The organism is Herbidospora solisilvae, from assembly GCF_009901565.1.
Classification (GTDB): domain Bacteria; phylum Actinomycetota; class Actinomycetes; order Streptosporangiales; family Streptosporangiaceae; genus Herbidospora; species Herbidospora solisilvae.
In genome coordinates, this window is record NZ_WXEW01000001.1 from 907,501 (window position 1) to 932,889 (window position 25,389).

The following is a 25,389-nucleotide window of genomic DNA, read 5'->3' on the forward strand; positions in this document are numbered from 1 at the left end:
ATCACGCGAACCTCCGTTCGCCCGCCGGGACGGTGAACCGGGCGGAGGTCTTCGCGGGCGCGCCCCGGCGGCTGATGTAGTCGAGGGTGCGGAAGTCGGCGACCAGCTCCTGCTCCGACAGGCGGGCCAGGATGTAGCCGCGGCGCTGGTCGAGGTACTTGATGTGCGGGTTCTCGGCGCGCAGCGCGGACATGCGCTCGGTGTCGCGGTAGCCGTCGCCGTCGCTGGCGATCGAGGTGGCGACCAGCTCGACACCGACGTTGGTCTCGGGGTCGTCGAAGTCGGTACGCAGCTCCGCCGCGTGGTGGATGTGCGCGTCGCCGGTGAGCACGACCGGGTTGCTCACCCCGGCCATCCCGCGCAGGAGCTGGTCGCGCTCGGCGGCGTACCCGTCCCAGGAGTCGAGGTTGGACTCGCGGCCGGGGCCGACCTTCAGGTCCTTCTGGGTCATCACGATCTGCTGGCCGACCAGGTTCCATCGGGCCGGGGAGTCGCGCAGGCCGTCGGCGAGCCATTTGTGCTGCGCCTCGCCCAGCAGGCTGCGCCCGCTGTCGAGGCGGTCGTCGCAGCCGGCCCGCACGCCGTCCTCGCACGCCTGGTCGTCGCGGAACTGACGGGTGTCGAGCAGGTGGAACCGGGCCAGCGGGCCCCACGAGACCCGCCGGTTGATCGTGATCGAGGCGCCCTTGGGCACGCTGGCCCGCCGGAGCGGCATGTTCTCGTAGTAGGCCTGGAAGGCGAACGCCCGGCGCTGCTCGAAGGCGGGCGCGTCGCTGGCGGAGACGCCGGCGGCCCAGTTGTTCTCGATCTCGTGGTCGTCGAAGGCCACCAGCCACGGCGCGACCGCGTGGGCGGCCTGGAGGTCGGGGTCGCTCTTGTACTGGGCGTGCCGCATCCGGTAGTCGGCCAGCGTCGTGCACTTCACCCCGCCCGAGTGGGTGCGGATGTTGCCGAAGGGCGCGGTGTAGCCGTTGGGCTGGTACTCGTACATGTAGTCGCCCAGGTGGACGACCAGGTCGGGTTCCTGCTCGGCCAGCCGCCGGTAGGCCGTGTAGTAGCCGTGCTCCCAGTGGGCGCAGGCCGCGATGGCGAAGGTGAGCGGCGACACGACGGCCGGACTGGTGCGGGTGCGGCCGACGGGCGAGAGGTTGTTCTCGGCGCGGAACCGGTAGAAGTACTCCCGGCCCGGTTCGAGACCCCGCAACTCGACGTGCACGCTGTGCGCCGACCGGGCCGACGCGGTGGCCGTGCCGTCGCGCACGACGGTCGCGAACCTCTCGTCCGTGGACACCTGCCACTTCACGTCGACGTCCCGCGAGGGCATCGATCCCCGGCCGTCCGCGCCGTAGGGGTCGATCACCAGACGGGTCCACAACACGAAGCCGTCAGGGGACGGGTCCCCCGAGGCGACGCCGACGGCGAAGGGGTCGGTCTTCAGGGCCCGGGAGGGCAGGGCCGGGAGGGCGGGCGCGGCGGCGGCCAGGAGCACGCCGGAGATGAACGATCTGCGCTGCACGTCTGACAGTGCAGACCGCCCGTCTGTCGGATTCGTTTTACGGCTCTGACCAGCGTGATAACCAAAAATGAACAGATGAGCCGGTACCCGCTGTCAATGAACGCCGGGCGACCGTCAGCCGTCTTCTCGCAGGTCGGCGATGAATTCCTCGATGCGGGCGCACACCTCGTCGTCACCTGCGGCGCGGAACCCGGCCAGCGCCTCCTCGGCGGCGATCTCCGCCTCGGCCGTGCGGCCCAGCCGGGCGTAGGCCTCGGCGAGCGACAACCGGGCGTACCGGACCGGCTCGTCGGCGCCGTCGGCGACGTACTGGGCGACGGCCTCGACGAGGTCGTCGAGCGCCTCGGGCACCCTGCCGAGCTGGAGGTGCAGGCCGCCCCGGTCGTGGTGGAGGCCGGCCCGCTCCGGCGCGGGGGCGTTGGCGACGGCCTCGTCGTAGGCGGCCAGCGCCTCGCGGGCGCCCGCCTCGTCGACGCCTGCGGTGAGCAGCAGGTGGGCGTACAGGGCGCAGGCGCGGGCCAGGCCGTCGCGGTCGTCCTCCGCGCGCAGGGCGTCGCGGGCGCGCAGCGCGGTCGCGGCGTCGCCGCGCACGTTCGCGAGCAGCAGCAGGCCGGTCCCCGTGGGCGGCGCGGCGGCCAGCACCCGCTCGGCCTCGGCCTCCCGGCCGACGGTCAGGTAGGCGTGCGCGAGCCGGACGGTCGCGTTCGGCGTGTCCAGGACGGCGGCCGACGACTCGACCATCGGCAGCCCTTCGTCGGCCCGACCGAGCTGGCACAGCAGCAGGCCGATGCGCCCGAGGGAGCCCTGGCGGCGTTCCTCGTCGGTGTGGAGGTCGGCGGCCCGCCGCCATTCGGCCAGGGCCGTCTCGGCGTCGCCGTCGACCATGGCGACCAGGCCCCGGCCGTCGGCCCGCCGCGCTTCCAGCAGGTCGCCGGGCCCGAGGGCGTCGTACCGCGCCCAGGCCGCCTTCGCCTCGTCGAGGCGGCCGCGCTGCCAGGCCTCCTCGGCCAGGTCGAGCAGTTCCTCCGGGGTGTGCGCGGGCGGCAGCGGGGCGGGCGGGAGCGGCGGCGGGGAGTGCCGGGCGCGGGGGTCGAGCGGCACGTGCTCGCCGAGCGGCGCGGCCGTCAGCCACTCCTCGACGCGGCGGCCCTGCTCGCCGGTGCCGTTGCGGGCGTCGAAGCGCGCCGCGATGTCGCGCGCCCTCGTGGTGAGCGCGGCCTCCTCGGCCTCGTCGTCGGGCCGGGCGTGGCCCTGCTCGCGGAGCAGCCGCAGCAGCAGCGCGGCGCCCGCCGCGAACCACATGGCCGCGCCGGGGCTGGGCGCCCGGTCGAGCAGCGGGCGTTCGCGGGTGAGGATCTCCAGGCCGCGGGCCAGGTTGCCGGTGACGGCGCAGAACCACAGGTGGGAGGCGATCTCCTCGACCTCGTTGGCGTCGCCGCGCATCGCCCGGTAGGCGACGCGGTGGGCGTGCGCGGCCTCGGCGTACCTGCCGGTCCGCACGTAGGCGGGCAGCAGGGTGGTCAGGATGCTCTGCGGCTGGACGTGGCAGGTCAGCTCGCCGCGCAGCACCGGCTCGGCCAGCTCGACGGCCTCCTCGTCGCGGCCGCGCAGGATCAGGTAGAAGGCCTTGGACGTCGGGTCGCACCCCTCGCAGTCGCTCAGGATGTCGCGCGGGGTGGTCGTCCAGCGGTGGTAGAGCTCGTCGGCGGTCGCATAGTCGCCCAGATGGGCGGCGTGCGCGCAGCGGGCGGCCCACACGGCGTGCAGGCCGTCGCCGTTCTCGCGGTAGCGGCGCTCCATGTCGTCGAGCATCTGGTGGGTGCGGGCCAGCGGCACCTCGGGGAACCGGCGCAGGTCGCCGACGATCCACTTGAACTGCCAGAGCAGGTTGTGGGTCGACCACTCGTCGAAGCCGCCGGGTTCGGCGTCGTGGTCGGCCAGGCAGCGGGCGAAGGCGGCGAAGGCCTTGGCGTGCTCGGCGCCGTACTGGTAGGCCTCGGTGAGCTCCATCCGGACCGCCCAGGTGAGGTCCTTGTCGCCGGTCGCCTCGGCCCGGCGCAGGGCCGTCTCCAGCACGTTCGTGCGCGTCTCCCCGTAGGGCAGCGCCCGCGCCCGCTCGATCAGCTCGGCGATCTCATCCATTGACGGCCCAGTCGAGCAGCCCGAGGAACGACCGGTTGAGGGTGGCGGTGTCGACCGCGCGCATCGGGTGGTGGCCGTGCAGCAGCGCCATGCCGTAGAGCGCCTCCACGGCGGTCGCGGCCAGCGCGGGGTCGGCCAGGCGGGTGACGCGGCGGACCAGCGGGTTGCGGTGGTTCAGCACCAGTTGCGGCTGCTCGCCGCCGCCCGCGTCGAGGGCGCCCAGCACGTCGGCCCACATCTCCCCCGCCATCTCGCCGGCCTCGCGGGCCTGGGCCTCGTGGCGGGCGGCGCGGCTGGTCAGGTAGAGGGCGGGCAGCGCGGCCGGGTCGAAGTCGCGCAGCACGACCTCGCAGCCCAGCGGGGCCAGCGCGGTCGCGGCGGTGGCGAGGAATCCGCGGACCGCGAGCTCGGCGGCCGGGTCAACGGGGGCCATGCGGGTGGTCAGCTCGGCCGGTTCCAGGCGCGACAACCCGTGGCCGGGCTCGATGCGGGTCAGGCGGGCGAGGATGTCGGCGTCGTACACGTAACCGGCGTTCAGCAGCCCCACGCCCTGGGCCGCGCAGACCCCGGCGAGCTGGCGGAACTCGTCGACGCTCGTCGTGTAGCGGCCGTGCGGATGCCGGGCCCGGAACCTGCTGAGGGTCATCGGCCCGTCGGCGGTCTCGTATTCGAGCCACCGGTCGACCAGCCGCAGCATGTCGTCGTCGTGCAGCGCCAGCGCCTTCACCCCGAGGTGGTGCAGCCGCAGGAAGCTCCGCAGCCGGGCCGGGTCGGTGGCGGCCAGCGTGACCAGCCACTCGCGTAACCGGGCGCCGAGCGCGTCGCGGGTGTGTTCCAGCAGGTCGTCGTCGTAGAGGGCCTCGCGCGAGGCGGTCGGGCGCAACTCGGCGGCGTCGACGACGCACCGCACGAAAAAGGCCCACTCGGGCAGCAGCCCGGTCAGCTTCTCCGACAGCAGCATGCCCTTGAGGTAGACGCGGTGCGCGTCGCGGGCCCCCGGGTTGGCCGGATGGGGCACCACGAACGCCACCCCGGTCAGCCCCGCCTCGGGCACCTCCAGGTCGATCACGTCGAAGGCCGAGAAGCCGAAGAGCTCTCTCCCGTACGCCACCAGCGCCTCCCGCCGGAGCGCGGGACTGGCGTGGCGGACCTGCCAGGGCGCGCCCGCGCCGGAGATCGGCACGCCGTCGACGGTGACCTCGACGGGCAGCAGCGAGCCGAAGAGCTGGGCCAATTCGGTTACGGTCCGGCCGGAAGTCCAGACGGCCGCGTCACGGCGGGGACGTAAGGTGACGGTGGTGCCCGGCTCCCCCGGCCGGTCAGGCGTGGTGGCGACGTCGTAGCTGCCGTCCGACCGCCCGGTCCACGACACGGCGGGGCCGCCGGAGGCCGACCGCGACTCGACGTGGATCTCGTCGGCGACCAGGAAGCCCGACAGCAGGCCGATGCCGAACTGGCCCAGGAACTCGTGCCGCGCGAACCCGAGCTCGTCGCGCTTGGACGACCGCCCGATGGTCGCAAGCAGCGTGTGCACCTCGTCCTCGGTGAGCCCGATCCCGGTGTCGTGCACCCGGATCGCGTCGGGCGTCACCTCGACCCGGACGCGCCCGGGCGCCGCCGGATCGGCCGCCCGCCGCGCGACGATCGCGTCGCAGGCGTTCTGCAGCAGCTCACGGACGTAGACACGCGGGCTGGAGTAGAGATGCCGGCTGAGCAGATCGACCACCCCGCGCAGGTCGACCTGAAAGGCCCGGGTCCCTTCGGTGTACGGCACGCGACGACCCTATCGAGCTTTTTACTGGAGAAAGTCCCGCAAATGGGAGTTCAAGACACCACAACCCAGGTAATTGCGGACGGTATGAAAATCGAGCCAGTCGATGTTGCACTGGAAGTCACGTTCCACCCCCTTGAAAACCGGGCGCAACTCGGCGGGAATGGCGGCGATGTCGTCCTTGTCGGCGACGTTGATCCACCGCTTCACCCCCGGCGGCCGCGCCCCCATCCCGGCCACGGGCAGCGGCGCGAGCCGCTCGAACACCACGTTCCGCATCCCCAGCGGCGACCCGAGCGTGACCAGCAGGTCGGCCCGCAGCTCGGGATGCGCCCAGAACGCCTCGTACGTCACCACGCTCCCGAGGGAGTGGGCGATCACCACCCGGGGTTCGCGCCGCCGGATCACCTCGGCCACCGCGTCGCGTGAGAGGGTCCGAGGCGTCCCACCGCCCAGATAGGTGGCGACCTCCGGGCAGAAGTCCTCGGCGAACTTCAGCGCGCCCGCGCCGAGCCGGTCGAGCAGCCAGCCCGCCAGCCGGTGGGCCAGCGCGGTGAGGGTCTCCCCGGCCGCCGCGGCGACGCGATGGTCCTCGACCTGCCGCATCCAGTCGGCGAAGACCATCTTCTCCGGCGGCGCCATCTTCTTCGGCGGCTGCGGGACGCCCTTGCGCAGATGGTGGGCGTAGTAGGCGACCTCGACGACCGGAGCGCCCCCGAGCCCGCCGTCGGCGAGATAGCGGTTCCATTTGGCGAGCATCAGGTCGGCCGCCTCGACCGGGGAACCGCCGCCCTGTTCGAAGTACTTGTACTTGCCGATGCCGTGCACGCCGACGATGGTCACCCGCCCACAGTGCCGGAAAAATGCGTTGATGGCACGGCTAATCTGAGAGGCATGACCGAGATTCCGGAGGCCGAGCTCCACTGGCGGTTCTCGCGTTCCTCCGGGCCCGGCGGCCAGGGTGTGAACACGACCGACAGCCGGGTGGAGCTCAGCTTCGACATCGTGAACACCCAGGCGCTGACCGACGTCCAGAGGGAACGGGCGCTGGAACGGCTGGCCCACCGGCTGGTCGACGGCGTGCTGACGATCGCCGCCCAGGAGTTCCGCTCCCAGCTGCGCAACCGGGAGGCGGCCCGCACCCGCCTGGAGGCGGCGCTGCGCGACGCGATCGCGCCGCCCGCGAAGAAGCGGCGCCCGACCAAGCCCTCGAAGGGCCAGGTGGAGCGCCGCCTGGAGAACAAGAAGCGCCGGTCCGACGTGAAGCGGCTGCGCCGCGACGTCTTCTAGCGTTCGGTGCGGTCCTCCATCTCCCACACGTGGTCGAGCACATGCCAGATGATGCGCCGGGAGGCGTAGCGGACCGGCCAGCGGTAGTCGTCGCCGTCGAGCGGCCGTGACACGACCTCCAGCAGCCGGGGCCGCATCTCGGCGACCTCCGCCGGCCTGATCCGCACGTCGAGCTTGGCGGCGTAGGCGCGTTCGGCGTTCACGACGTGGTCGACCATCTTGTCGCGGTCGCGCCCGCCACCCCGCGGCCCCTTGCGCAGCTCCTCGGGGGTGACGCCGACGACGTCGTCGAAGACCTCCCAGGCGGCCCGCATCAGCGCGGCGTTCTTGGCCGCCTCGGCCGCGCCCCAGGGCTCGGAGTCGAGGACGGCCGGCAGGGCCGGGGCGCCGAAGTCGGTCGTCGCGTTGCCGGTGATCTTCTCGGCCACCCGGATCTCGCCGGGCTCGAACACCAGCCCGGCCCGGTCGGCCACCACGCGGTAGCGCTCCTCGTAGGAGAGGAGCGCCTCGATCGCGTCGTCCTCGGTCCGGGCCGACCGGCTCCAGCCCGGCCAGTCGACCGAGTTGGCGAACACCCGTTTCTTGCCGAGCTCCAGGTAGATGGTGTGCATGCCTCCACCCTGGCACCCATACCTGCCAGAACGTGTCAGCTACACCAGGTCGATCAGGTCGGCGACCGAGTTGACGACCTGCGAGGGGCGGTAGGGCCAGCGGTCGATCTGGTCGGGCTTGGAGACGCCGGTCAGCACCAGGATGGTGTGCAGACCCGCCTCCATGCCGCAGACCACGTCGGTGTCCATGCGGTCGCCGATCATCGCGGTCGACTCGCTGTGGGCGTCGATGCGGTTGAGGGCGCTGCGCATCATCATCGGGTTGGGCTTGCCGACGAAGTAGGGGTCGACGCCGGTCGCCTTGGTGATCATCGCGGCGACCGCGCCGCAGGCCGGCAGGTTGCCCTCGTGGGAGGGGCCGACGGCGTCGGGGTTGGTGGCGATGAAGCGGGCGCCGTTCTCGATCAGCCGGATCGCGCGGGTGATGTGGGAGAAGCTGTAGGTGCGGGTCTCGCCGAGCACGACGTAGTCGGGGTTGAGGTCGGTCAGCACGTATCCGGCCTCGTGGAGGGCGGTGGTCAGGCCCGACTCGCCGATCACGTAGGCGCTGCCCTCGGGGCGCTGGGCCGACAGGAAGTCGGCGGTGGCCATCGCGGAGGTCCAGATCGCCTCGGGCGGCACCTCAAGGCCCGCCGACCGCAGCCGGACCGACAGGTCGCGCGGGGTGTAGATCGAGTTGTTGGTGAGCACGAGGAAGCGTTTCCCCGAGGCCTCCAGCCGCTTGATGAACTCGTCGGCTCCCGGCACGGGTTGACCTTCGTGGACCAGGACGCCGTCCATGTCGGACAGCCAGCATTCGATCGGCTTGCGCTCACTCATGGGGCTAAGCATCGCAGAAGGAAATAACCGGAGTAAGACTCCGGTTATCTGAGGTCATGGACAACATCCACGGTGTCGCACGGGGCACGGCCGAGGTCCCGCTGTCGGTCCTCGAACTCGCGACGGTAGGCGTGGGGATCACCCCCACCGAGGCGCTGCGCGGCGCGACCGACCTGGCCAGGAAGGCCGAGGAATGGGGCTTCCACCGCATCTGGGTGGCCGAGCACCACGGCATGCCGGGGGTGGCCAGCTCCTCCCCCGCCGTGCTGATCGCCCATCTGGCGGCGGCCACCGAGCGGATCAGGGTCGGGTCGGGCGGCGTGATGCTGCCCAACCACGCCCCGCTGGTGGTGGCCGAGCAGTTCGGCACCCTGGAGGCGCTGCACCCGGGCCGCATCGACCTGGGGCTGGGCCGCGCGCCCGGCACCGACATGGCCACCGCGCACGCCCTGCGCCGCCGCGCCGAGGTCGACCCCGACGAGTTCCCGCAGCACGTCAACGAGCTGACCGCCTTCCTCGACGGAACCTTCCCGCGCATCCAGGCGATCCCGCGCGGACCGCAGCGCCCGCCGATCTGGCTGCTCGGGTCGAGCGGCTTCTCGGCCAAGCTGGCCGGCCTGCTCGGCCTGCCGTTCGCGTTCGCGCACCACTTCAGCGCGGCCAACACCGAACCGGCGCTGGAGCTCTACCGCACCTCCTTCCGCCCGTCGGAGGTGCTGGCCGAGCCCTACGCGATGATCGGCGTCTCGGCGCTGGCCGCCGAGACCGAGGAGGAGGCATACCGGCAGGCCCTGCCGGGCGCGTTGTCCTTCCTCCGGCTGCGGTCCGGCACACCTGGCCCGTTCCCGACACCCGAGGAGGCGAACGAGTACGAGTTCAGTCCGATGGAGGCCGAGTTCGTCCGCGACCGCCTCTCGACCGTCGCCCTGGGCACCCCGGACCAGGTCCGCGCCCACCTCGACGACCTGCGCAAGCGCACCGACGCCGACGAGCTGATGATCACCACGATGGTGCACGGCACGGAGACGCGCATCCGCTCCTACGAGCTCATCGCCCGGGCGTACGGCCTCATCTAGGACGTGCCCGGGAGACCACAGGCCCGGTGCGGGGACGCCCCGCACCGGCCTGGGAGACCGTGCCATCGACGAAACTCAGCCCGGCGCGGGCCTGCTTCACAACGCGGGCATCGGCGTGCGACGTATCCGTTCGTACGCCGTCAGAGGCTGAGACATTCGTCGTCGCCGTCACCACTCGCGGGGTGCCCTGTACTCACCTCAGAACCGCCGGGCTCCGGTTCTACGTGCACATATTTGGCTATCGCGAGAGCGGCCATCGCGGCACAGACCAGCACCGTGATCCAGAAGGCGGGCAACAGTCCCTCGCTGACCGCCGCCGTGGCGATGTTCAGGGCCAGGCCCTGCAGGACTGCGGTGACGATCCCTGCGCCGAAGGCCCCCGACCTGCTGAGCACGCCGAGGACCAGGCACAGCGCGAGCAAGACGCCGGCCAGCACGACGCTGACCAGGTCTACCGCGTCGATGATCGTGGTGGTGCAGCATTCGAAGGTGGTCCCGTCCCATCGTTCATAGACCCGCGTCGGGAGGGTCCTGGCCAGCAGCCAGGTCACGACGATCGCCACCGCCGCCATCGCCAGAATCCTGTTCCGCCGGGTCGCCCGGAAGCCCAGCCGGTCCCGCCACACGATTCCGAAGAACAGGAAAGCCGCCGTCATCGCCAGTACGAAGCCGTTCCACCAGTCGTCGTGATAGGGCTCTCTCCAGATCACGTCGATCACGACGGGCACGTTCACAGTCGTGTACAACGCCAGATGCCCGAGCGTGACGCCTGCCCCGAACATCGCCGTACGGCGGAACAGCAGCAGAACCGCAGTGGGAATCAGCACGAGATGGAGGGTCAGCTGACTCCAGAAGACGTCCCAGAACTCGGGCGACCCCCACCACGTCGACAGTATCCAGAGCCACCAGACGTTCAGGCCGGCAACGAGGATCGCGGCGAGGAAGTCGCCCCACCTGATCGGCCGCCGCTCGACAGGGGGCGGCTCCGGAGCCGGAGCGGCGTCGCTCCCCTCGCAGACCGGGCATTCCTCCCAGTCGGGAACCGTGTCCGTCCGGCAGTCGAGACACAACACGCGATCACGCCACCGATCCGCATCCTGGAGACTTCGGAGCAGTATGGCGTACGGAGATCATCGACCAGAAGTCCCGTTGTCGCGGCGTCGCCACTCGACACGACCAGCTCTCCCGCAACCATCGGTTCGGCATCACGGTGGTCAGCGCACTGTTATGGCCATACAAGCGATCTACCGGACCGCCCTGGGCGCGAGGTTCTCCATGGCCTCCTCGGCCAGGGCCAGGGAGACGGCCGGGTCGGCGTCGGGGGCGCCGAAGGCGGGGTTGAAGTTGAGGTCGTGGAAGACCTCGGTGATGCCCTTCTCCGCGAGCGCCTCGACGTCCTCCCGGATCTTCTCGTAGGGACCCGACAGCGGCTGCCCGGCGTCCTTCCCCGGCCGGGTGACGCCGCGGCAGACGAAGCGGGTCACCTCGCGGCCCGCTTCCGCGGCGGCCTCCTTGACCTGGTCGATCATGGCCGGGAGGTCGTCGGCGAGCATGCGGCTGGAGCTGATCCACCCGTCGGCCAGCCGCCCGGCCCGGCGCAGCGCGGCGGGGGCCCCGCCGCCGAGCAGGATGGGCGGCGGCGTCTCCGGCTTCGGGTCCTGGCGCGAGGGCACGACGTCGTAGAACTCGCCGTGGTGCTCGATCACGTCGTCGGTCCAGAAGCGGCGCAGCAGCGTGAGATATTCGTCGGCGCGCTTGCCACGGCGCTCCAGCGGCACCTTGGAGGCGATGAACTCCTCCTCCATCCAGCCGAGCCCGAGCCCGGCGTCGAGCCGCCCGGCGCTCACCGACTGGAGCGTGGCGAGCTGCTTGCCGAGCAGCGCGGGCGAGAAGAAGGGCAGGTTCAGCACGGCCACGCCGAGCCGGATGCGCGAGGTCAGCGCCGCGACGTACGCGAGCGACACGATCGGGTCCTGGACGCTGCGGTAGGCGGCGCCGATGTCGGTGCCGGCCGGGTGGAGCAGCCGCTGGAACGTCCAGACCTCGTCGTAGCCGAGTTCCTCCGCGCGCGTCGCCACGCGGGCCATGATCTGGGGGGTCGCCCACGTGCCCGACACGGGCACACCGAAGCCGATTCTCATGTCTTAGATTGTCCGCGTGTCCCTCCTCGACGAACTCGTCCGCCACGCGGGCGGCGGCGATCACACCGTCCTGAAGGACACCCGCGTGCTGGTGGTCCGGGTGGGCGACGTGGTGGTGAAGGCCCACGAGGCCGACACCGACGAGGCCGCGCTGAAGGCGCGCCTGGCCGTCGAGCTGCCGGCCGGGCTGATGCTGCGCGCGCTCTCGGTCGACCGGGTCGGCGGCCGGATCGTCACCGTGTGGCCGGCCGGCACACCGCTCACGCCCGACGACCTCGACGACGCCCCGTGGGAGGAGGCCGGCGAGCTGCTCGCCGAGCTGCACCGCCAGCCGGTGCCCGACGGGGTGCCGATGATGGGCGGCCCGGAACGGGTGACACGCGCGGTCGCGCGGCTCGAACCGCACGACGTCCCGCGCAGGGCGTACACGACCCTGAACCTCAACCAGCGGCGGCGGGCCCTGACGCACGGCGACTGGCACCTCGGGCAGTTGCTGCGCCACGACGGCGCCTGGACGCTCATCGACCCCGACGACCTCGGCTGGGGCGACCCGGCGTGGGATCTGGCCCGGCCGGCCGCATGGTTGGCCAACGGGCTGATGGACCCGGCGGGCTGGGATCGCCTGACCCGTTCCTACCTGCGCGCCGGTGGCACCGCGATTTCCGGCGACGACATGTGGCGGGAACTCGACGGGCCGGCCCGCGCGTTGACCGTCCAGTTGGCGGCCGTCGCGGTGGCCAATGCCCGCGAAGACGGTGTCCCGCTTGACGACGCGGCCGAGGCTCTGATCTCCTCCTGCGAGAGGATCCTTGCCGCCCCGCCGCTGTCCTAGAGTGAACGGTGCACGTCACATAAGGAGATGAACCTCATGCAGTGCCCTAAGTGCAGAGGCAACATGCGGACTCTGGACCGCAACGGCGTCCACATCGAGCAGTGCGACAACTGCCGTGGCATCTTCCTCGACTACGGCGAGCTCGAGACCCTGAGCCGCATGGAGAGCCAGTGGGCCCAGCAGCACTACTCGGCCCCGCCGCCCCCGCCGCCGCCCCCCGCCCACGGTCCCGCCTGGGGTCACGGCGGTCACCACGGCGGCCACTACGGCCACCGCCGCAACAGCTGGGTGGGCATGCTCTTCTCCAGCTGACCCCCGAACGTCCGGCGAGCCGCGACCCTGTCACAGGGTCGCGGCTCGCCGCGTGTTCGTCACGTGTTCACAGGTCCAGCCGCCGGGTGATGCCGATCGAGTCGAGGAACGGCAGGTCGTGGCTGGCCACGATCAGCGCTCCCCGGTAGCCCGACAGCGCCCCCGCGAGCTGGCGCACGCTCGCCAGGTCGAGGTTGTTGGTCGGCTCGTCGAGCAGCAGCAGTTGCGGCTGGGCGAACAGCAGCCGGGCCAGCGCGGCCCGGAACCGCTCCCCGCCCGACAGCGTGCCGGCGATCTGGTCGGCCCGGCCGCCCCGGAACAGGAACCGCGCGAGGCCCGCGCGGATCTCGTTCTCCGACACCTCCGGCGCGACGGCGCGCACGTTGGCCGCGACGCTGACCGTCTCGTCGAGCACGTCGAGCCGCTGCGGCAGGTACCGCGTCGGCACGAGCGCGGGCCACCGGGTGATGGCCTCCAGCAGCGTCGTCTTGCCCGAGCCGTTGGGGCCGAGCAGCGCGATGCGTTCGGGGCCCTTGACGACGAGTTCCGACGGTTGGCGTCCGCGCCGTTCCGGCACCACCTCCAGCGGCCCCGACACGTCGCGGTCGGTGACGAACGTGCCGCCGAGCGGGAACGAGAGCACCATCCGGGTCTGCGGCACCGCCGTGCCCGGCAGGTCGACGCGGATCTCGGCCTCGTCGCGGACCGCCTCCTCCGCCTCGGTCAGGCGGTCGCGGGCACCGGCGAGGCGCTGCTCGTGCATGATGCGGTGCTTGCCGGCGCTCTCCTGCTGGGCACGTTTCCGCGCGCTCATGATGATCTTCGGCTCACGCTTCTGCGCCTCCATCTTCCTGCCGTAACGCACCCGTTTGGCCAGCTTCTCGTGGGCTTCGACGAGCTCCCGCTTCTCCCGCCGCACCTCGCCCTCGGCCGCGCGGACCATGCGCTCGGCCGCCTCCCGCTCCACGTCGAGCACCTCCTCGTACGCCGTCAGCCCGCCCCCGAAGACCCGCCCGTCGGGCAGTTCGGCGAGCCGGTCGACGAGGTCGAGCAGCACCCGGTCGTGGCTGACCACGACGATCGTGCCCGGCCAGGAGGTGACGGCGTCATAGAGCCGGTGGCGGGCGGCCAGGTCGAGGTTGTTGGTCGGTTCGTCGAGCAGCAGCACGTCGGGGCCGCGCAGGAACTCGGCGGCCAGGCCGACCATGACCGTCTCGCCGCCCGAGAGCGTGGCGACGGTCCGGTCGAGGCCGACGTCGTCGAGGCCGAGCCGGTCGAGTTCGGCGCGGGCACGTTCCTCGACGTCCCACACGACGTTCTCGTAGTGCTCCTCGGCGGTGTCGCCGGCCTCGATGGCGTGCAGGGCCCGCCTGGCCACGGTGATGCCCATCAGGTCGGAGACGGTGCGTCCGACGCCGAGCGGCAGATTCTGCGGGAGGTGGCCGACCGAGCCCGACACCTGGATCGAGCCCCGGATGGGCACCAGCTCACCGGCGGCCAGCTTGAGAAGGGTGGACTTGCCGGAACCGTTCACCCCGATCAGCCCGGTCACGCCGGGGCCGATCACGAGGTCGAGGCCTTCGAAGACGGGGGTGCCGTCGGCCCAATAGAAGAAGAGATCGTCGCAGCGCAACATGGCGCACCAACTCCAGAGGTCATGTGTCAGAGAAAAACGGACATGATCTCTAGAGCTCCAACGGATCTCCCCTGGGCAGGCGATGTGACGTCGTCCACGCTAGACGCCGGGTCGCCCGGCTTCAAATCAATTTCGTCAGAGTCGCGACCGGTAAATTTGCGCGGCCTTCTCGATGAGGTCGAGGTGGTCGGCGAGCTGGCTCGGGGAGTCGAGGCGGGCGTGCGTCCTGACGGTCTGGTCGAGCAGGGCCAGCCAGTCGAGGCACCACCGCACGTCCTCCGTCCGGGCGACCGGGCGGCCGGCGACGTCGACGTAGATGGGGCTGGTGTGGGCGTACACCCGGCGGTGCAGGCTGCGGCGGTGGGGGCCGCCGCTCGCGGTGGCGACGATGTAGGTCGGCTCGGTGACGGTCAGCGTGGTGCGCAGTTCGCCGCCCGGACCCGCGGCGGCCACGCCGCTCGCGGTGACGATCTCCAGGCGTTCCACCTCGGGGCCGACGCTGCGCGCGACGACCTCGATCTCGTCGCCGGCCGCCAGGCGGCAGGTGTCGCCGATCTCGGCTCCCCCCGCGGTCAGCTCCAGCCACGGCCCGGTGGTGGCGAAGGTGCGGCCCTGCCGCACGGCGTGCGCGTAGGCCTCGGCGGAGAGGGGGCCGCCGAGACGGGCGTACACGCGTTCCCAGCCGGGCGGGCTGGAGACGGTGTCCTGCCGCGTGTACGACAACATCGAGTCGGTGCCCGCCAGCGCGGCCAGCCGGTTGCCCGCGCCGAGCAGGCGGCGGTAGACCTCGACGGTGCCGGAGAACTCGGAGAAGTGCAGCAGCTCGACGCCGTCGACCAGGCCGAGCGCGGCGTCGACGACCAGCGCGCGGGCGTTGCAGTCGCGCCGGGCCGCGCCGATGACGTCGCCGGGGGTGGCGACCGGGCCGTGGAACGGGTGGGCGTAGCCGAGCACCGCCTGGAGCTCGCGCAGTTCACCGCAGGCGGCGCCGTTGGGGGGCCAGTCGGCGTCGTCGAGGAAACCCGTGTGGTAGATCGAGGGCGGCGCGGCCAGGCCGAAGGCGTGCACATGGCCGAGCAGGTCGTTGCGGTATTCGACGCCCATGCGGGCGACGTGCCCGGCGTCCGACCAGGGCAGGTCGCGGCCGGCCCAGTGGTGCAGCGCCTCCTGGTCGTAGACGCGGCGGCCGGCCACGTTGCCCGCCACCAGGTTGAGCACGTGCAGGTCCTCGCCGTGCTGCATGACGGCGGCCTCGGCGGGGGCGGCCACCACGTCGCCCGCCCAGTTGAGGTGGACGTGCAGGTCGGCGCCGTACCATCCGTTCGCGGCGGCGTCGTAGACGCGGGCCGGGGTGAGGTCGACGGTGGTCTCGCGCCAGGGCGACGGCACGACCTGGGTCTCGGCCAGTTCGTACTCCATGCCGCGGGTCACCCGGACGACCAGGGGTTCGGCCGGGACGGGCAGCGTCAGGTCGTCGCCGTGGAAGTAGGGCACGCCGTGGTAGTCGCGCCGGTGCGGGACGCCGTCGGGCCACCAGCCCTGGCCGTCGGTCGACGTCACGCTCCAGCGGCAGGGGAACCCGGCTCGCAGCCGCAGGCGGGCCGGGACCGCGGCACGGGTGAGCACCGACAGGTCGACCGGCTCGCCGTCGCAGCGCAGGTCGCTGTCGCTGGCGAACTCGGCCAGGTGGGCGCCGCCGGGGCCGATGACGTGCTCGGTTCCGTCGAGGGTGACGGTGGCGGTGGTCGTCCGGGCGGAGTCGACCAGGAGCACGCCCGGCACGGGGGTCGCGGAGAGCACCGCGCTCGCGCGGGCCTCCAGGATGTAGCCGCCGGGGGTGAGCCGCAGCACGGTCAGCCCGTCGGGGACCTCCCGGCCGCTGACGGCGTCGCGGAAGGCCCGGTCGAGGTCGGTGTCGCCGGACATCTGATAGGCCTCGTCCGGAAACCGGAGGAAGCTCAGCATGCGCACGTAGCCGATCGGCGGTTCACCCCAGGTGATGCCGTGCTCGGCCAATAGGGCGCGGTAGTCGTCGAGGGCCCGTGCCACCACCGGTGGCAAGAGCGGGTCATGGTGCATGATGCCTCCCCGATATCCGAAAGCGACAGCATCGTCACACCGGATCACCAGGCATGGGGTGCAATCGTGCATCAGGGTGCAGCGAGGTCGAACACGGTGGGGGAAAACCCGAACCGGGAGCAAGAAACCGTCACCCGTGAAATCGCGGTGAACGAGCTCTGAATTCTTTTTGCGGCTCGCGTCGGTTTTCTCGGCGTCTCACATAATTCGAGATGAGATGAGGAGAAGATTACTCGGCGTGGCGCTGGCCGTCCTCCTGGGAGGAGGGGTCGTCGCGGCCCTCGTCCTGGGCAACCTGGGGTCAGGCGTCACCGTCGTCCGCGGCGTCATCGGGTCGGAGAAGAAGCCCTTCTTCGACGACCCGCAGGTCAAGGCCGCCTTCGCGAAGCACGGCCTCCAGGTGGAGGTCGACACCGCCGGGTCCCGCGAGATCGCCACGAGCGTGGACCTGGACACCTACTCGTTCGCCTTCCCGTCGAGCGCGCCGGCCGCCGAGAAGATCAAGAAGGAGCGCGGGGTCAACGCGACCTTCGCGCCGTTCTTCTCGCCGATGGCGGTGGCGACCTTCGAGCCGATCGTGGCCACGCTGACCCGGGCGGGGGTCGTGAGCGGCACCACCTTCGACATCAAGAAATATCTGGAATTAGTCGATAAAGGCACTCGGTGGGATGCGCTGCCCGGTTCGGCGTACAAAGCCAGAAAACGGGTGCTGCTCACCACGACCGACATCCGCACCTCGAACTCGGCGGCCATGTACCTGGCGCTGACCAGCTACGTCGCCAACGGCGACGACGTCGTCCAGGGGGCCGACGCGCGGGTCGCCGAGCGGGTCGCGCCGCTGTTCCTCGACCAGGGCTACTCCGAGTCGACCTCCGAGGCGCCGTTCGAGGACTACCTGGCCATGGGGATGGGCAAAACCCCGATGATCATGGTGTACGAGGCCCAGTACGCCGCCCGCCTGTTCGCCGGCGACGGCACGATCGGCCCGCAGATGCGGCTGCTCTACCCGTCGCCGACGGTGCTCAGCAAGCACACCCTGGTGCCCTTCGACGAGAACGCGAGCGAGGTCGGCCGCCTGCTGACCGAGGATCCGGAGTTCGCCGGGCTCGCCGCCAAGCACGGCTTCCGCACGGCCGACCCGGGCGTCTTCGCCGGCCTCGCCAAGGGCACCCCGCTCACCCCCGATCTGGTCGACGTGGTCGAGCCGCCCACCTACGACCATCTGGACCAGCTCGTCGCCATGATCGAAGAACGTTACCTCTGAGGGACGACTGATGGACCTGGTACTCACGCCACCGGAGCCGGTCCCCCCGGTGCCCGCCGAGAAGGCGTCGCGGATGATGCCGATCTCCGACGAACGCGACGCCGAACTGACCGGACGGGCCCGCGCGTTCGCCGGCGAACTGGCCGCGCTCGACCCGCGCTCCCCCGACTTCACCAAGAAGGTCGCCGGCATCACCGCGATGGGCGCGACGGAGGTCGGCGCGTCGTCGCAGGTCTCCAACCGCATGCTGCGCCGCCCGCTGAAGGCGGCCGACGGACCGGTCGCGAACGATCTGGTGGCGCTGCGCCGCACGATCGTCGACCTCGACCCCAAGAACGCCACCACCGGCCGCCGCCTGATGGGCCTGCTGCCGGGCCGGCTCCGCGACTACTTCGCCCGATACCAGAGCGCCCAGAAGCACCTCGACGACATCGTGCGCTCGCTCAGGTCGGGCCAGGACGAACTGCGCAAGGACAACGCCGCCATCGAGGGCGAACGCCGCCTGCTGTGGGACGCCATGCTCAAGCTCCAGGAGTACGCCGTCATGGCCGCCGCGCTCGACGCCGAGATCGAGGAGCTGATCCTGCGCGAGCACGACGAGGAGCGGGCCACCGCGTTGCGCAGCGACGCCCTGTTCGCGGTGCGCCAGCGCCACCAGGACCTGCTCACCCAGCTCGCCGTCTCGGCGCAGGGCTACCTGGCGCTCGACCTGGTGCGCAAGAACAACCTGGAGCTCATCAAGGGCGTCGACCGCGCCACCACGACGACGATGGCCGCGCTGCGCACGGCGGTCGTGGTCGCCCAGGCGCTCGCCGGGCAGAAGCTGGTGCTCGACCAGATCACCGCGCTCAACACGACCACCTCCGACCTGATCGTGTCGACGAGCGAGCTGTTGCGCGGCCAGGCCGCCGACATCCAGGCGCAGGCCGCCGCGACGACGGTCGACCTCGACGCGCTGCGCAAGGCCTTCGACAACGTCTACGCCACCATCGACACCATCGACGAGTTCCGCGCGCGGGCCGTGGAGAACATGGCCACCACCGTCGGCAGCCTGACGGTGGAGATCGAGAACGCGCGCAGGCACCTGGACCGAAGCGACCGGAGCGAACGATGAAGCGGGCGTTGTCGGCGCTGCTGCTGGTCGCGGCGTCCCTGACCGCGTGCTCGGCCGACGAGCCGTTCCGGATCCTGGCGGGCAGCGAGGTCGCCGACCTCGAACCGCTGCTGAAGGAGTCGGGCGTCGAGGTCGAGTTCACCTACGCCGGCACCCTCGACGGCGCCGAGCAGGTCGCCCGCGGCGACGCCGCCGGCTACGACGCGACCTGGTTCTCCTCCAACCGGTACCTGTCGCTGATCGACGGCGCGCGGGAGAAGCTCTCGACCCAGACGAAGATCATGAACTCGCCGGTGGTGCTGGGCCTCACACCCGCCAAGGCGGCCGAACTCGGCTGGACCGGCAAGCCGGTGACCTGGTCGGACATCGCCACCGCCGCCGCGGCGCAGCGGTTCACCTTCGGGATGACCAACCCGGCCTCGTCCAACTCCGGCTTCTCGGCCCTGGTCGGGGTGGCGGCGGCGCTCTCGGACGCCGGGGAGGCCCTCGACGCGGGCACGATCGCGGCGGTGACGCCGCGCCTGAAGGAGTTCTTCTCGGCGCAGCGGCTCACCGCCGGTTCGTCGGGGTGGCTGGCCGACGCCTACAGCGCGCGGCCCGACGTCGACGGGCTGGTCAACTACGAGTCGGTGCTGCTCGGCATGCGCGACAGGCTGACGCTGGTCTATCCGTCCGACGGGGTGGTGTCGGCCGACTACCCGCTGACCCTGCTCGCCTCCTCCGGCCGTAAGGAGCAGTACGACAGGCTGGTCGCGTGGTTGCGTACACCCGAGACCCAGCGGAGGATCATGACGGCCACCCACCGGCGGCCGATCGTGCCCGGCGTGGCGCTCGCGCCGGAGTTCGGGTCGGCCTCGCTGGTCGAACTGCCGTTCCCGAACCGCCGGTCGGCCGCCGACCAGCTCATCGCCGCCTACCTGAACGAGGTGCGGGTGCCCGCGCGGGCGACGTTCGTGCTCGACACCTCCGGGTCGATGGAGGGCGACCGCATCGACAGCCTGCGCACCGCCCTGGTGACGCTGACCGGGGCGGACACCTCCGCCTACGGCACGTTCTCCCGGTTCCGCAACCGCGAGCAGGTCACCCTCCTGCCCTTCAGCGACCACACCAAGGGGCGGCAGGACTACCAGGTGCCCGCCTCGAACCCCGAGCCGGTGCTCGGCCAGATCAAGGACTACGCCGAAGCCCTGGCGGCCGACGGGGGCACCGCCATCTACGACGCGTTGCGCGCCGCATACGAGCAGCCCGTCGACCCGGGCCACTACTCGTCGATCGTGCTGATGACCGACGGCGAGAACACCGACGGCTCGGAGTACCTCGACTTCCAGCTCTACTACCAGGCGCTTCCCCCCGAGCAGAAGGCGGTCAGGACCTTCGTGGTGCTGTTCGGCGACAGCGACGCCGACGAGATGAACCAGGTCGCGAAACTGACCGGAGGGGCCGTCTTCGACGCCAGGAACGGCTCGCTGGCCGAGGCGTTCAAGGAGATCCGTGGCTACCAGTGACCGCGTCCTGACCTACCTGGGCTCGACGAAGAACATCGTCGGCTCGATCTGCGGGCTGGCCGGCGTGGGCCTGGTGTTCCTCGGCGTCGCGGGCGCGTTCTGGCCCGTGGTGGTCATCGGCCTGTACGGCCTGGGCGCCCTCCTGGCCCCCTCCGACAAGACCCGCGTCGTGTTGTCCGTCGCCAGGGCGGAGACCGCCGCCCTGCGGGCCGAACTCGACCTCCTGGTCGGACGGCTGCGCGGCCTCCCGCCCGACGTGATCGACCGCGTGGTCGACCTGGCCCAGACGCTGCGCGGCGTGCTGGGCCGGGTCGAGTCGCCCGACCACCTCCACGTGGTCTCCCAGACCATCCGCGACTACCTCCCGACCAGTCTGGACGCCTACGGCCGCCTGCCGCTCTCCCGGAGGGAGGCCGCGCACGAGGAACTGCTGAGCCAGCTCGACCTGCTCAAGACGGGTTTGGGCCGAGTGGCGGACGCCGTCCACGCCGGAGACGAACAGGCCCTGAAGGACCAGGGACGCTTCCTTCAGGACCGGTTCGGCGGATCCTCCCTGGACCTGTAGAGCCGCCCTACTCGCCGGATCTGTAGAGCAGGTCGGCCGCCTGGGCCGGGGTCAGGTCCCCGTCGAGGACCTGTCGTTCGATTCCGGGGGCGATCTTGCGGGTTCTGTCGCGCAGGTCGCCGAGTACCCGTTCCCGGACCATCGCCCATGTCCAGTCGACCGCCTGGCGCTGGCGTTTGGCCGTCAGGTCGGTCGTCTCCTGGTGTTTCAGGATGTGCGCCCACAACTCCTCCAGCCCCGCCCCGGTCAGCCCGCTGCAGGTCAGCACGGGGGTGTGCGAGTTCAGGAGGCGCAGCGCCCCGGACAGTTCCCTGGCCGCCTTCCTGGCTGCCAGTTCGAACTCGCCGTCGGCCTTGTTGACCGCGATCACGTCGGCCAGTTCCAGGACGCCCTTCTTGATGCCCTGGAGCTGGTCTCCCGTCCGCGCGAGGGAGAGCACCAGGAAGGTGTCGACCATCTCGGCCACCGCCGTCTCCGACTGCCCGACGCCGACGGTCTCGACGAGCACCACGTCGTAACCGGCCGCCTCGACGACGACCATCGCCTCGCGCGTCGCCTTCGCCACCCCGCCGAGCGTCCCGGCGGTCGGCGACGGGCGGATGAACGCGTTCGGGTCGACCGCCAGGCGGCTCATCCGGGTCTTGTCGCCCAGGATGCTGCCGCCCGACCTGCTGGACGACGGGTCGACGGCGAGCACCGCCACCTTGTGGCCCGAGCCGGTGAGCATCGTGCCGAGCGCCTCGATGAACGTCGACTTGCCCACGCCCGGCACCCCGCTGACCCCCACCCGGCGGGCCTTGCCGGCCGCCGGGGCGAGCTCCGCGAGCAGGGCCTGCGCCTGCTCGCGGTGGTCGGCGCGGGTCGACTCGACCAGGGTGATGGCCCGCGCGATCGACCGGCGGTCACCCTTCACGACCCCTTCGGCGATCATCGGTTCCGCAGGTCGGCGATGAGGTCGAGGGCGGCGTCGGCGATGACCGTGCCGGGCGGGAAGATCGCGTCGGCGCCCGCCGCGCGCAGCGCGGCGAAGTCGCCGGGCGGGATGACCCCGCCGACCACGATCATGATGTCGCCCGCGCCCTGGTCCTCCAGCGCCTTCTTCAGCGCCGGGACGAGCGTCAGGTGCCCCGCCGCCAGCGACGACACCCCGACGACGTGGACGTCGGCCTCGACCGCCTGGCGGGCGACCTCCTCGGGCGTCTGGAACAGCGGGCCGACGTCGACGTCGAACCCGAGGTCGGCGAAGCCGGTCGCGATCACCTTCTGGCCCCGGTCGTGGCCGTCCTGGCCCATCTTCGCCACCAGGATCCGGGGCCGGCGGCCCTCCTCCTCGGCGAACTCCGCGCAGGCCTTGCGCACCTCGTCGATCCTGCTCATGCCGACGCCGGCCTCCTGGCGGTAGACCCCCGTGATGGTCCGGATGCGGGCTTCGTGGCGGCCGAAGACCTTCTCCAGCGCGTCGGAGATCTCCCCGACGGTCGCCTTCGCGCGGGCCGCGTCGACCGCGAGGGCCAGCAGGTTGCCGGTCCCGGCGGCAGCCTTGGTCAGCGCCTCCAGCGCCTGCTCCACCTGGGCCGCGTCGCGTTCCGCGCGCAGTCTTCCGAGCTTGGCGAGCTGCTGACGGCGTACCGCGCTGTTGTCGACCTTTAGCACCTCGATGGGCTCGTCGGCCTCGGGGCGGTACTTGTTCACGCCGATCACCGGCTGGCGGCCCGAGTCGATGCGGGCCTGGGTGCGGGCCGCGGCCTCCTCGATGCGGAGCTTGGGCAGGCCCAGGTCGATGGCGCGGGCCATGCCGCCCGCCTCCTCGACCTCCTGGATGTGCGCCCAGGCGCGCTGCGCCAGTTCCTCGGTCAGCTTCTCGACGTAGTAGGAGCCGCCCCACGGGTCGATCACCCGGGTGGTGCCCGACTCCTGCTGGAGCACGAGCTGGGTGTTGCGGGCGATCCGGGCCGAGAAGTCGCTCGGCAGCGCGAGCGCCTCGTCGAGGGCGTTGGTGTGCAGCGACTGCGTGTGGCCCTGGGTGGCCGCCATCGCCTCGACGCAGGTGCGGGCGACGTTGTTGTAGACGTCCTGCGCGGTCAGCGACCAGCCCGAGGTCTGCGAGTGGGTGCGCAGCGACAACGACTTGGGGTTCACGGCCCCGAAGTCGCGCACCAGCCGCGCCCACAACAACCGGGCCGCGCGCAGCTTGGCGACCTCCATGAAGAAGTTCATGCCGATGCACCAGAAGAACGACAACCGCGGCGCGAACGCGTCGACGTCCAGCCCGGCCTTCGTGCCCGCCCGCAGGTATTCGACCCCGTCGGCCAGGGTGTACGCGAGCTCCAGGTCGAGCGTGGCCCCCGCCTCCTGGATGTGGTAGCCGGAGATCGAGATCGAGTTGAACTTCGGCATGCGCTGCGAGGTGAAGTCGAAGATGTCGGAGATGATCCGCATCGACGGTTCCGGCGGGTAGATGTAGGTGTTGCGGACCATGAACTCCTTGAGGATGTCGTTCTGGATCGTGCCCTGGAGCTGCTCGGGCGCCACCCCCTGCTCCTCGGCCGCCACGATGTAGAGCGCGAGGACCGGCAGCACCGCCCCGTTCATGGTCATCGACACCGACATCCGGTCGAGCGGGATGCCGTCGAAGAGCTGCCGCATGTCGTAGATCGAGTCGATCGCCACCCCGGCCATGCCGACGTCGCCCTGCACCCGCGGGTGGTCGGAGTCGTAGCCCCGGTGGGTGGCCAGGTCGAAGGCGACCGACAGGCCCTTCTGGCCCGCCGCCAGGTTGCGGCGGTAGAACGCGTTGGACTCCTCGGCGGTGGAGAACCCGGCGTACTGGCGGATGGTCCACGGCTGGTTGACGTACATCGTCGGGTAGGGGCCGCGCAGGAACGGCGCGCTGCCGGGGTAGGTCGGCAGGTAGCCGGGCAGGTCGGCGGCGTCGTAGACGGGCCTGACCGCGATGCCCTCGGGGGTCTCCCACACCTCGCCGTCGACCTTGGCGGGCTCGGCGTGGCCGGTCCCGAGCGGGATCTCGCTGAAGTCGGGGATCATCGGTCCACTCCCAGGTCGTCGAACGTGGTCTCCAGGACCTTGAGGGCGTCACACCCCGCGAAGAGGGTGGCGTCGACACCCTCATACTCCCCCTTCCCGGCCAGCCACACCTTCGCCGCCCCCGCCTCCCTGAGCGCGGCGGCGGCCTGCGCGGCCTGGTCGGCGTACAGGCGGTCGCTAGAGCAGATGCACACGACCGGGGTCAGGGACGGATCGAAGTCGGCCACTTCACCGGACACGGTGCCGATGCCGCCGGCGGCGAAGAGGTTGGCGGCGAAGCCGGCGCGCGCGGTGTGCACGGCGATCGGGCCGAGCGTGGCCAGGAAGACCGTCGGCCTGCTCTCCTGCCGGTCGGCGAGATCGCGGAGCCGCTCATAGGGCTCGGCGTGGCGGGCCGGCTCGCCGGCCAGGCCGTGGCCGGGCTCGCGGACCGGCAACCTCTCGGCCAGGTTCGGGAACTCGCTGACGCCGGTGATGGGCCATTTGCGGCGGGCGACGTCGGCGGCGCGCCTGTCGCGCGTGGCGGCGACGCCCTCCTCGATCACCGACCCGCCGTGCTTCTCGGCCTGCCGGAACAGGTCCCAGGCCGTGTTCGCCAGGTCGTCGGTGAGCTGCTCCACGTACCAGGAACCACCCGCCGGGTCGGCGACCCGGGCGACCCCGGCCTCCTCGACCAGCAGCGACTGGGTGTTGCGCGCGATCCGCCGGGCGAACGCGTCGGGCAGCCCGAGCGCCGCGTCGAACGGCTGGACCGTCACCGCGTCGGCGCCCCCGGCCCCCGCCGCGAAACACGCCAGCGTGGTGCGCAGCATGTTCACCCACGGGTCGCGCGCCGTCATCATCGCGCCCGAGGTCACGGCGTGCTGCGCCTGCGTGGGCGGGCCACCGGCCACCTCGGCGATCCTGGCCCACAGGCGGCGGGCCGCCCGGAGCTTGGCGATGGTGAGGAACTGGTCGGCGGTGGCGGCGTAGCGGAACTCGATCAGCTCGAAGGCCCGTTCGACCGGCAGTCCGGCCTCGGTGAGCCGCCGCAACGCCTCGACGCCCTGCGCGAGCGACGCGGCGAGCTCCTGCGCGTCGGCGGCGCCCCGGTCGTGCCAGGCCAGCGCGTCGACCACGACCAGCTTCACCCGGCCGTGCGCCCGCCCGGCGAAGTCGGCCAGATCGGGATCGCCGGGGGCGAACCCCAGGTTCCCGCCCGGCAACTCCACGTTCTCGGCCAGCTGGAGGAAGGCGTGCGCCGCCGGTGCGGCGCGGTCGCCTGCGTCGAGCACGACCGGCGCCAGGTCTAGCAGCACCCCGTCGAGCGCCACGGGCAGGTCGGCGGGATCGAGCATGGTCAGGTCGAGCCAGATCGAGGAGACCCCGTTCTCCAGATCGGCGAGGACCGCCTCCCGGGTCACCCGGGCGTCCGGATGGGCGTGCCGCTGCCGGACGTCCCACGCCCCGGCCCGGCCCACGAGACGCGGCGTGTCGGGCAGCGTGTCGTAGAGCGGCGCGATCGTCACACCGTCGTAGAGACGGGTCGCCAGCCGCCCCTCGGGGTCGTCGCCTTCATAACCCGACTTGCGCAGCACCCCGAGCGCGAGCGCCCGCCATTCCTCCCGCGATCCGGGATCGAACCCGGCCGCCAGATCCACTTTCATGCTCCGGATGATAGGCCGAAGCCCT

General features: G+C 71.5%; 21 protein-coding genes. 8 read left to right on the top strand and 13 right to left on the bottom strand.

Annotation, left to right across the window (positions count from 1 at the left end):
• Position 1 precedes the first annotated feature (1 nt).
• The 4 genes from GT755_RS03875 to GT755_RS03890 all read right to left on the bottom strand — a co-directional run bounded on the left by GT755_RS03875 (position 2) and on the right by GT755_RS03890 (position 6,272).
• Positions 2 to 1,516, bottom strand: a complete 1,515-nt coding sequence (locus GT755_RS03875) for an alkaline phosphatase D family protein (protein ID WP_328794158.1) — start codon at positions 1,514 to 1,516, stop codon at positions 2 to 4.
• 114 nt (positions 1,517 to 1,630) lie between these two features.
• On the bottom strand, positions 1,631 to 3,658 hold the full coding sequence (locus tag GT755_RS03880) for a tetratricopeptide repeat protein (RefSeq protein ID WP_161478285.1): 2,028 nt from the start codon (positions 3,656 to 3,658) through the stop codon (positions 1,631 to 1,633).
• A complete protein-coding gene (locus tag GT755_RS03885; protein ID WP_161478286.1) occupies positions 3,651 to 5,432 on the bottom strand; it encodes an HSP90 family protein in 1,782 nt (593 codons plus the stop codon). Before GT755_RS03885 ends, GT755_RS03880 begins: the two co-directional genes overlap by 8 nt.
• A 21-nt stretch (positions 5,433 to 5,453) precedes the next feature.
• The gene (locus GT755_RS03890) at positions 5,454 to 6,272 is read right to left on the bottom strand and encodes a hypothetical protein (protein ID WP_161478287.1); all 819 of its coding nucleotides are present in this window, start codon (positions 6,270 to 6,272) and stop codon (positions 5,454 to 5,456) included.
• A gap of 51 nt (positions 6,273 to 6,323) precedes the next feature.
• Here GT755_RS03890 and arfB point away from each other — a divergent pair, with 51 nt between their 5' ends.
• On the top strand, positions 6,324 to 6,719 hold the full coding sequence (gene arfB, locus GT755_RS03895) for an alternative ribosome rescue aminoacyl-tRNA hydrolase ArfB (RefSeq protein WP_161478288.1): 396 nt from the start codon (positions 6,324 to 6,326) through the stop codon (positions 6,717 to 6,719).
• Here the strand turns inward: arfB and GT755_RS03900 are convergent.
• On the bottom strand, positions 6,716 to 7,330 hold the full coding sequence (locus tag GT755_RS03900) for a hypothetical protein (RefSeq protein ID WP_161478289.1): 615 nt from the start codon (positions 7,328 to 7,330) through the stop codon (positions 6,716 to 6,718). The two genes, arfB and GT755_RS03900, sit on opposite strands and share 4 nt — an antisense overlap.
• A gap of 39 nt (positions 7,331 to 7,369) precedes the next feature.
• On the bottom strand, positions 7,370 to 8,149 hold the full coding sequence (locus GT755_RS03905) for an HAD-IIA family hydrolase (protein WP_030453074.1): 780 nt from the start codon (positions 8,147 to 8,149) through the stop codon (positions 7,370 to 7,372).
• A gap of 56 nt (positions 8,150 to 8,205) precedes the next feature.
• Between GT755_RS03905 and GT755_RS03910 the strand changes: the two genes are divergently transcribed.
• Positions 8,206 to 9,225 carry an LLM class flavin-dependent oxidoreductase gene (locus tag GT755_RS03910; protein WP_161478290.1) on the top strand — a complete coding sequence of 340 codons (1,020 nt, stop codon included), beginning with the start codon at positions 8,206 to 8,208 and terminating at the stop codon, positions 9,223 to 9,225.
• A 140-nt stretch (positions 9,226 to 9,365) separates the two neighbouring features.
• Here the strand turns inward: GT755_RS03910 and GT755_RS03915 are convergent, their stop codons facing one another.
• Positions 9,366 to 10,298, bottom strand: coding sequence for a hypothetical protein (locus tag GT755_RS03915; protein WP_161478291.1), 933 nt, complete (start codon positions 10,296 to 10,298; stop codon positions 9,366 to 9,368).
• 171 nt (positions 10,299 to 10,469) lie between these two features.
• The gene (locus tag GT755_RS03920; RefSeq protein WP_161478292.1) at positions 10,470 to 11,366 is read right to left on the bottom strand and encodes a TIGR03619 family F420-dependent LLM class oxidoreductase; all 897 of its coding nucleotides are present in this window, start codon (positions 11,364 to 11,366) and stop codon (positions 10,470 to 10,472) included.
• A 16-nt stretch (positions 11,367 to 11,382) separates the two neighbouring features.
• Between GT755_RS03920 and GT755_RS03925 the strand changes: the two genes are divergently transcribed.
• On the top strand, positions 11,383 to 12,198 hold the full coding sequence (locus GT755_RS03925) for a phosphotransferase family protein (RefSeq protein WP_285580543.1): 816 nt from the start codon (positions 11,383 to 11,385) through the stop codon (positions 12,196 to 12,198).
• Between the two features lie 36 nt (positions 12,199 to 12,234).
• Positions 12,235 to 12,510, top strand: a complete 276-nt coding sequence (locus GT755_RS03930) for a TFIIB-type zinc ribbon-containing protein (RefSeq protein ID WP_161478663.1) — start codon at positions 12,235 to 12,237, stop codon at positions 12,508 to 12,510.
• A 67-nt stretch (positions 12,511 to 12,577) separates the two neighbouring features.
• Here GT755_RS03930 and GT755_RS03935 read toward each other — a convergent pair whose 3' ends face one another.
• Both GT755_RS03935 and GT755_RS03940 read right to left on the bottom strand, forming a co-directional pair.
• Complete coding sequence (locus GT755_RS03935; protein ID WP_161478293.1) at positions 12,578 to 14,146, bottom strand: ABC-F family ATP-binding cassette domain-containing protein; 1,569 nt, start codon at positions 14,144 to 14,146, stop codon at positions 12,578 to 12,580.
• Positions 14,147 to 14,281: 135 nt separating this feature from the next.
• Positions 14,282 to 16,225, bottom strand: coding sequence for a CehA/McbA family metallohydrolase (locus tag GT755_RS03940; protein ID WP_161478294.1), 1,944 nt, complete (start codon positions 16,223 to 16,225; stop codon positions 14,282 to 14,284).
• Positions 16,226 to 16,442: 217 nt separating this feature from the next.
• On the opposite strand from GT755_RS03940, the gene GT755_RS03945 reads away from it, so the two are divergent.
• Genes GT755_RS03945 through GT755_RS03960 form a run of 4 tightly spaced genes read left to right on the top strand, consistent with a single transcriptional unit; the run spans position 16,443 to position 20,673 of the window.
• On the top strand, positions 16,443 to 17,489 hold the full coding sequence (locus tag GT755_RS03945) for a hypothetical protein (RefSeq protein ID WP_161478295.1): 1,047 nt from the start codon (positions 16,443 to 16,445) through the stop codon (positions 17,487 to 17,489).
• A 10-nt stretch (positions 17,490 to 17,499) separates the two neighbouring features.
• Positions 17,500 to 18,603, top strand: coding sequence for a toxic anion resistance protein (locus GT755_RS03950; RefSeq protein ID WP_161478296.1), 1,104 nt, complete (start codon positions 17,500 to 17,502; stop codon positions 18,601 to 18,603).
• Positions 18,600 to 20,108 (top strand): vWA domain-containing protein, encoded by a 1,509-nt coding sequence (locus GT755_RS03955; RefSeq protein ID WP_161478297.1) that lies wholly within the window; start codon positions 18,600 to 18,602, stop codon positions 20,106 to 20,108. Before GT755_RS03950 ends, GT755_RS03955 begins: the two co-directional genes overlap by 4 nt.
• Positions 20,095 to 20,673: a hypothetical protein gene (locus GT755_RS03960; RefSeq protein WP_161478298.1), complete on the top strand. Its 579-nt coding sequence runs from the start codon at positions 20,095 to 20,097 to the stop codon at positions 20,671 to 20,673. Before GT755_RS03955 ends, GT755_RS03960 begins: the two co-directional genes overlap by 14 nt.
• 7 nt (positions 20,674 to 20,680) lie before the next feature.
• On the opposite strand, the gene meaB is transcribed toward GT755_RS03960, so the two are convergent.
• From meaB to GT755_RS03975, 3 genes are read right to left on the bottom strand one after another with little or no spacing between them, the layout of a single operon-like run.
• On the bottom strand, positions 20,681 to 21,604 hold the full coding sequence (meaB, locus tag GT755_RS03965) for a methylmalonyl Co-A mutase-associated GTPase MeaB (RefSeq protein ID WP_161478299.1): 924 nt from the start codon (positions 21,602 to 21,604) through the stop codon (positions 20,681 to 20,683).
• Positions 21,601 to 23,718, bottom strand: a complete 2,118-nt coding sequence (gene scpA / locus GT755_RS03970; RefSeq protein ID WP_161478300.1) for a methylmalonyl-CoA mutase — start codon at positions 23,716 to 23,718, stop codon at positions 21,601 to 21,603. The genes meaB and scpA overlap by 4 nt, the downstream gene beginning before the upstream one ends.
• Positions 23,715 to 25,364 carry a methylmalonyl-CoA mutase subunit beta gene (locus tag GT755_RS03975; protein ID WP_161478301.1) on the bottom strand — a complete coding sequence of 550 codons (1,650 nt, stop codon included), beginning with the start codon at positions 25,362 to 25,364 and terminating at the stop codon, positions 23,715 to 23,717. The genes scpA and GT755_RS03975 overlap by 4 nt, the downstream gene beginning before the upstream one ends.
• Positions 25,365 to 25,389: the final 25 nt, after the last annotated feature.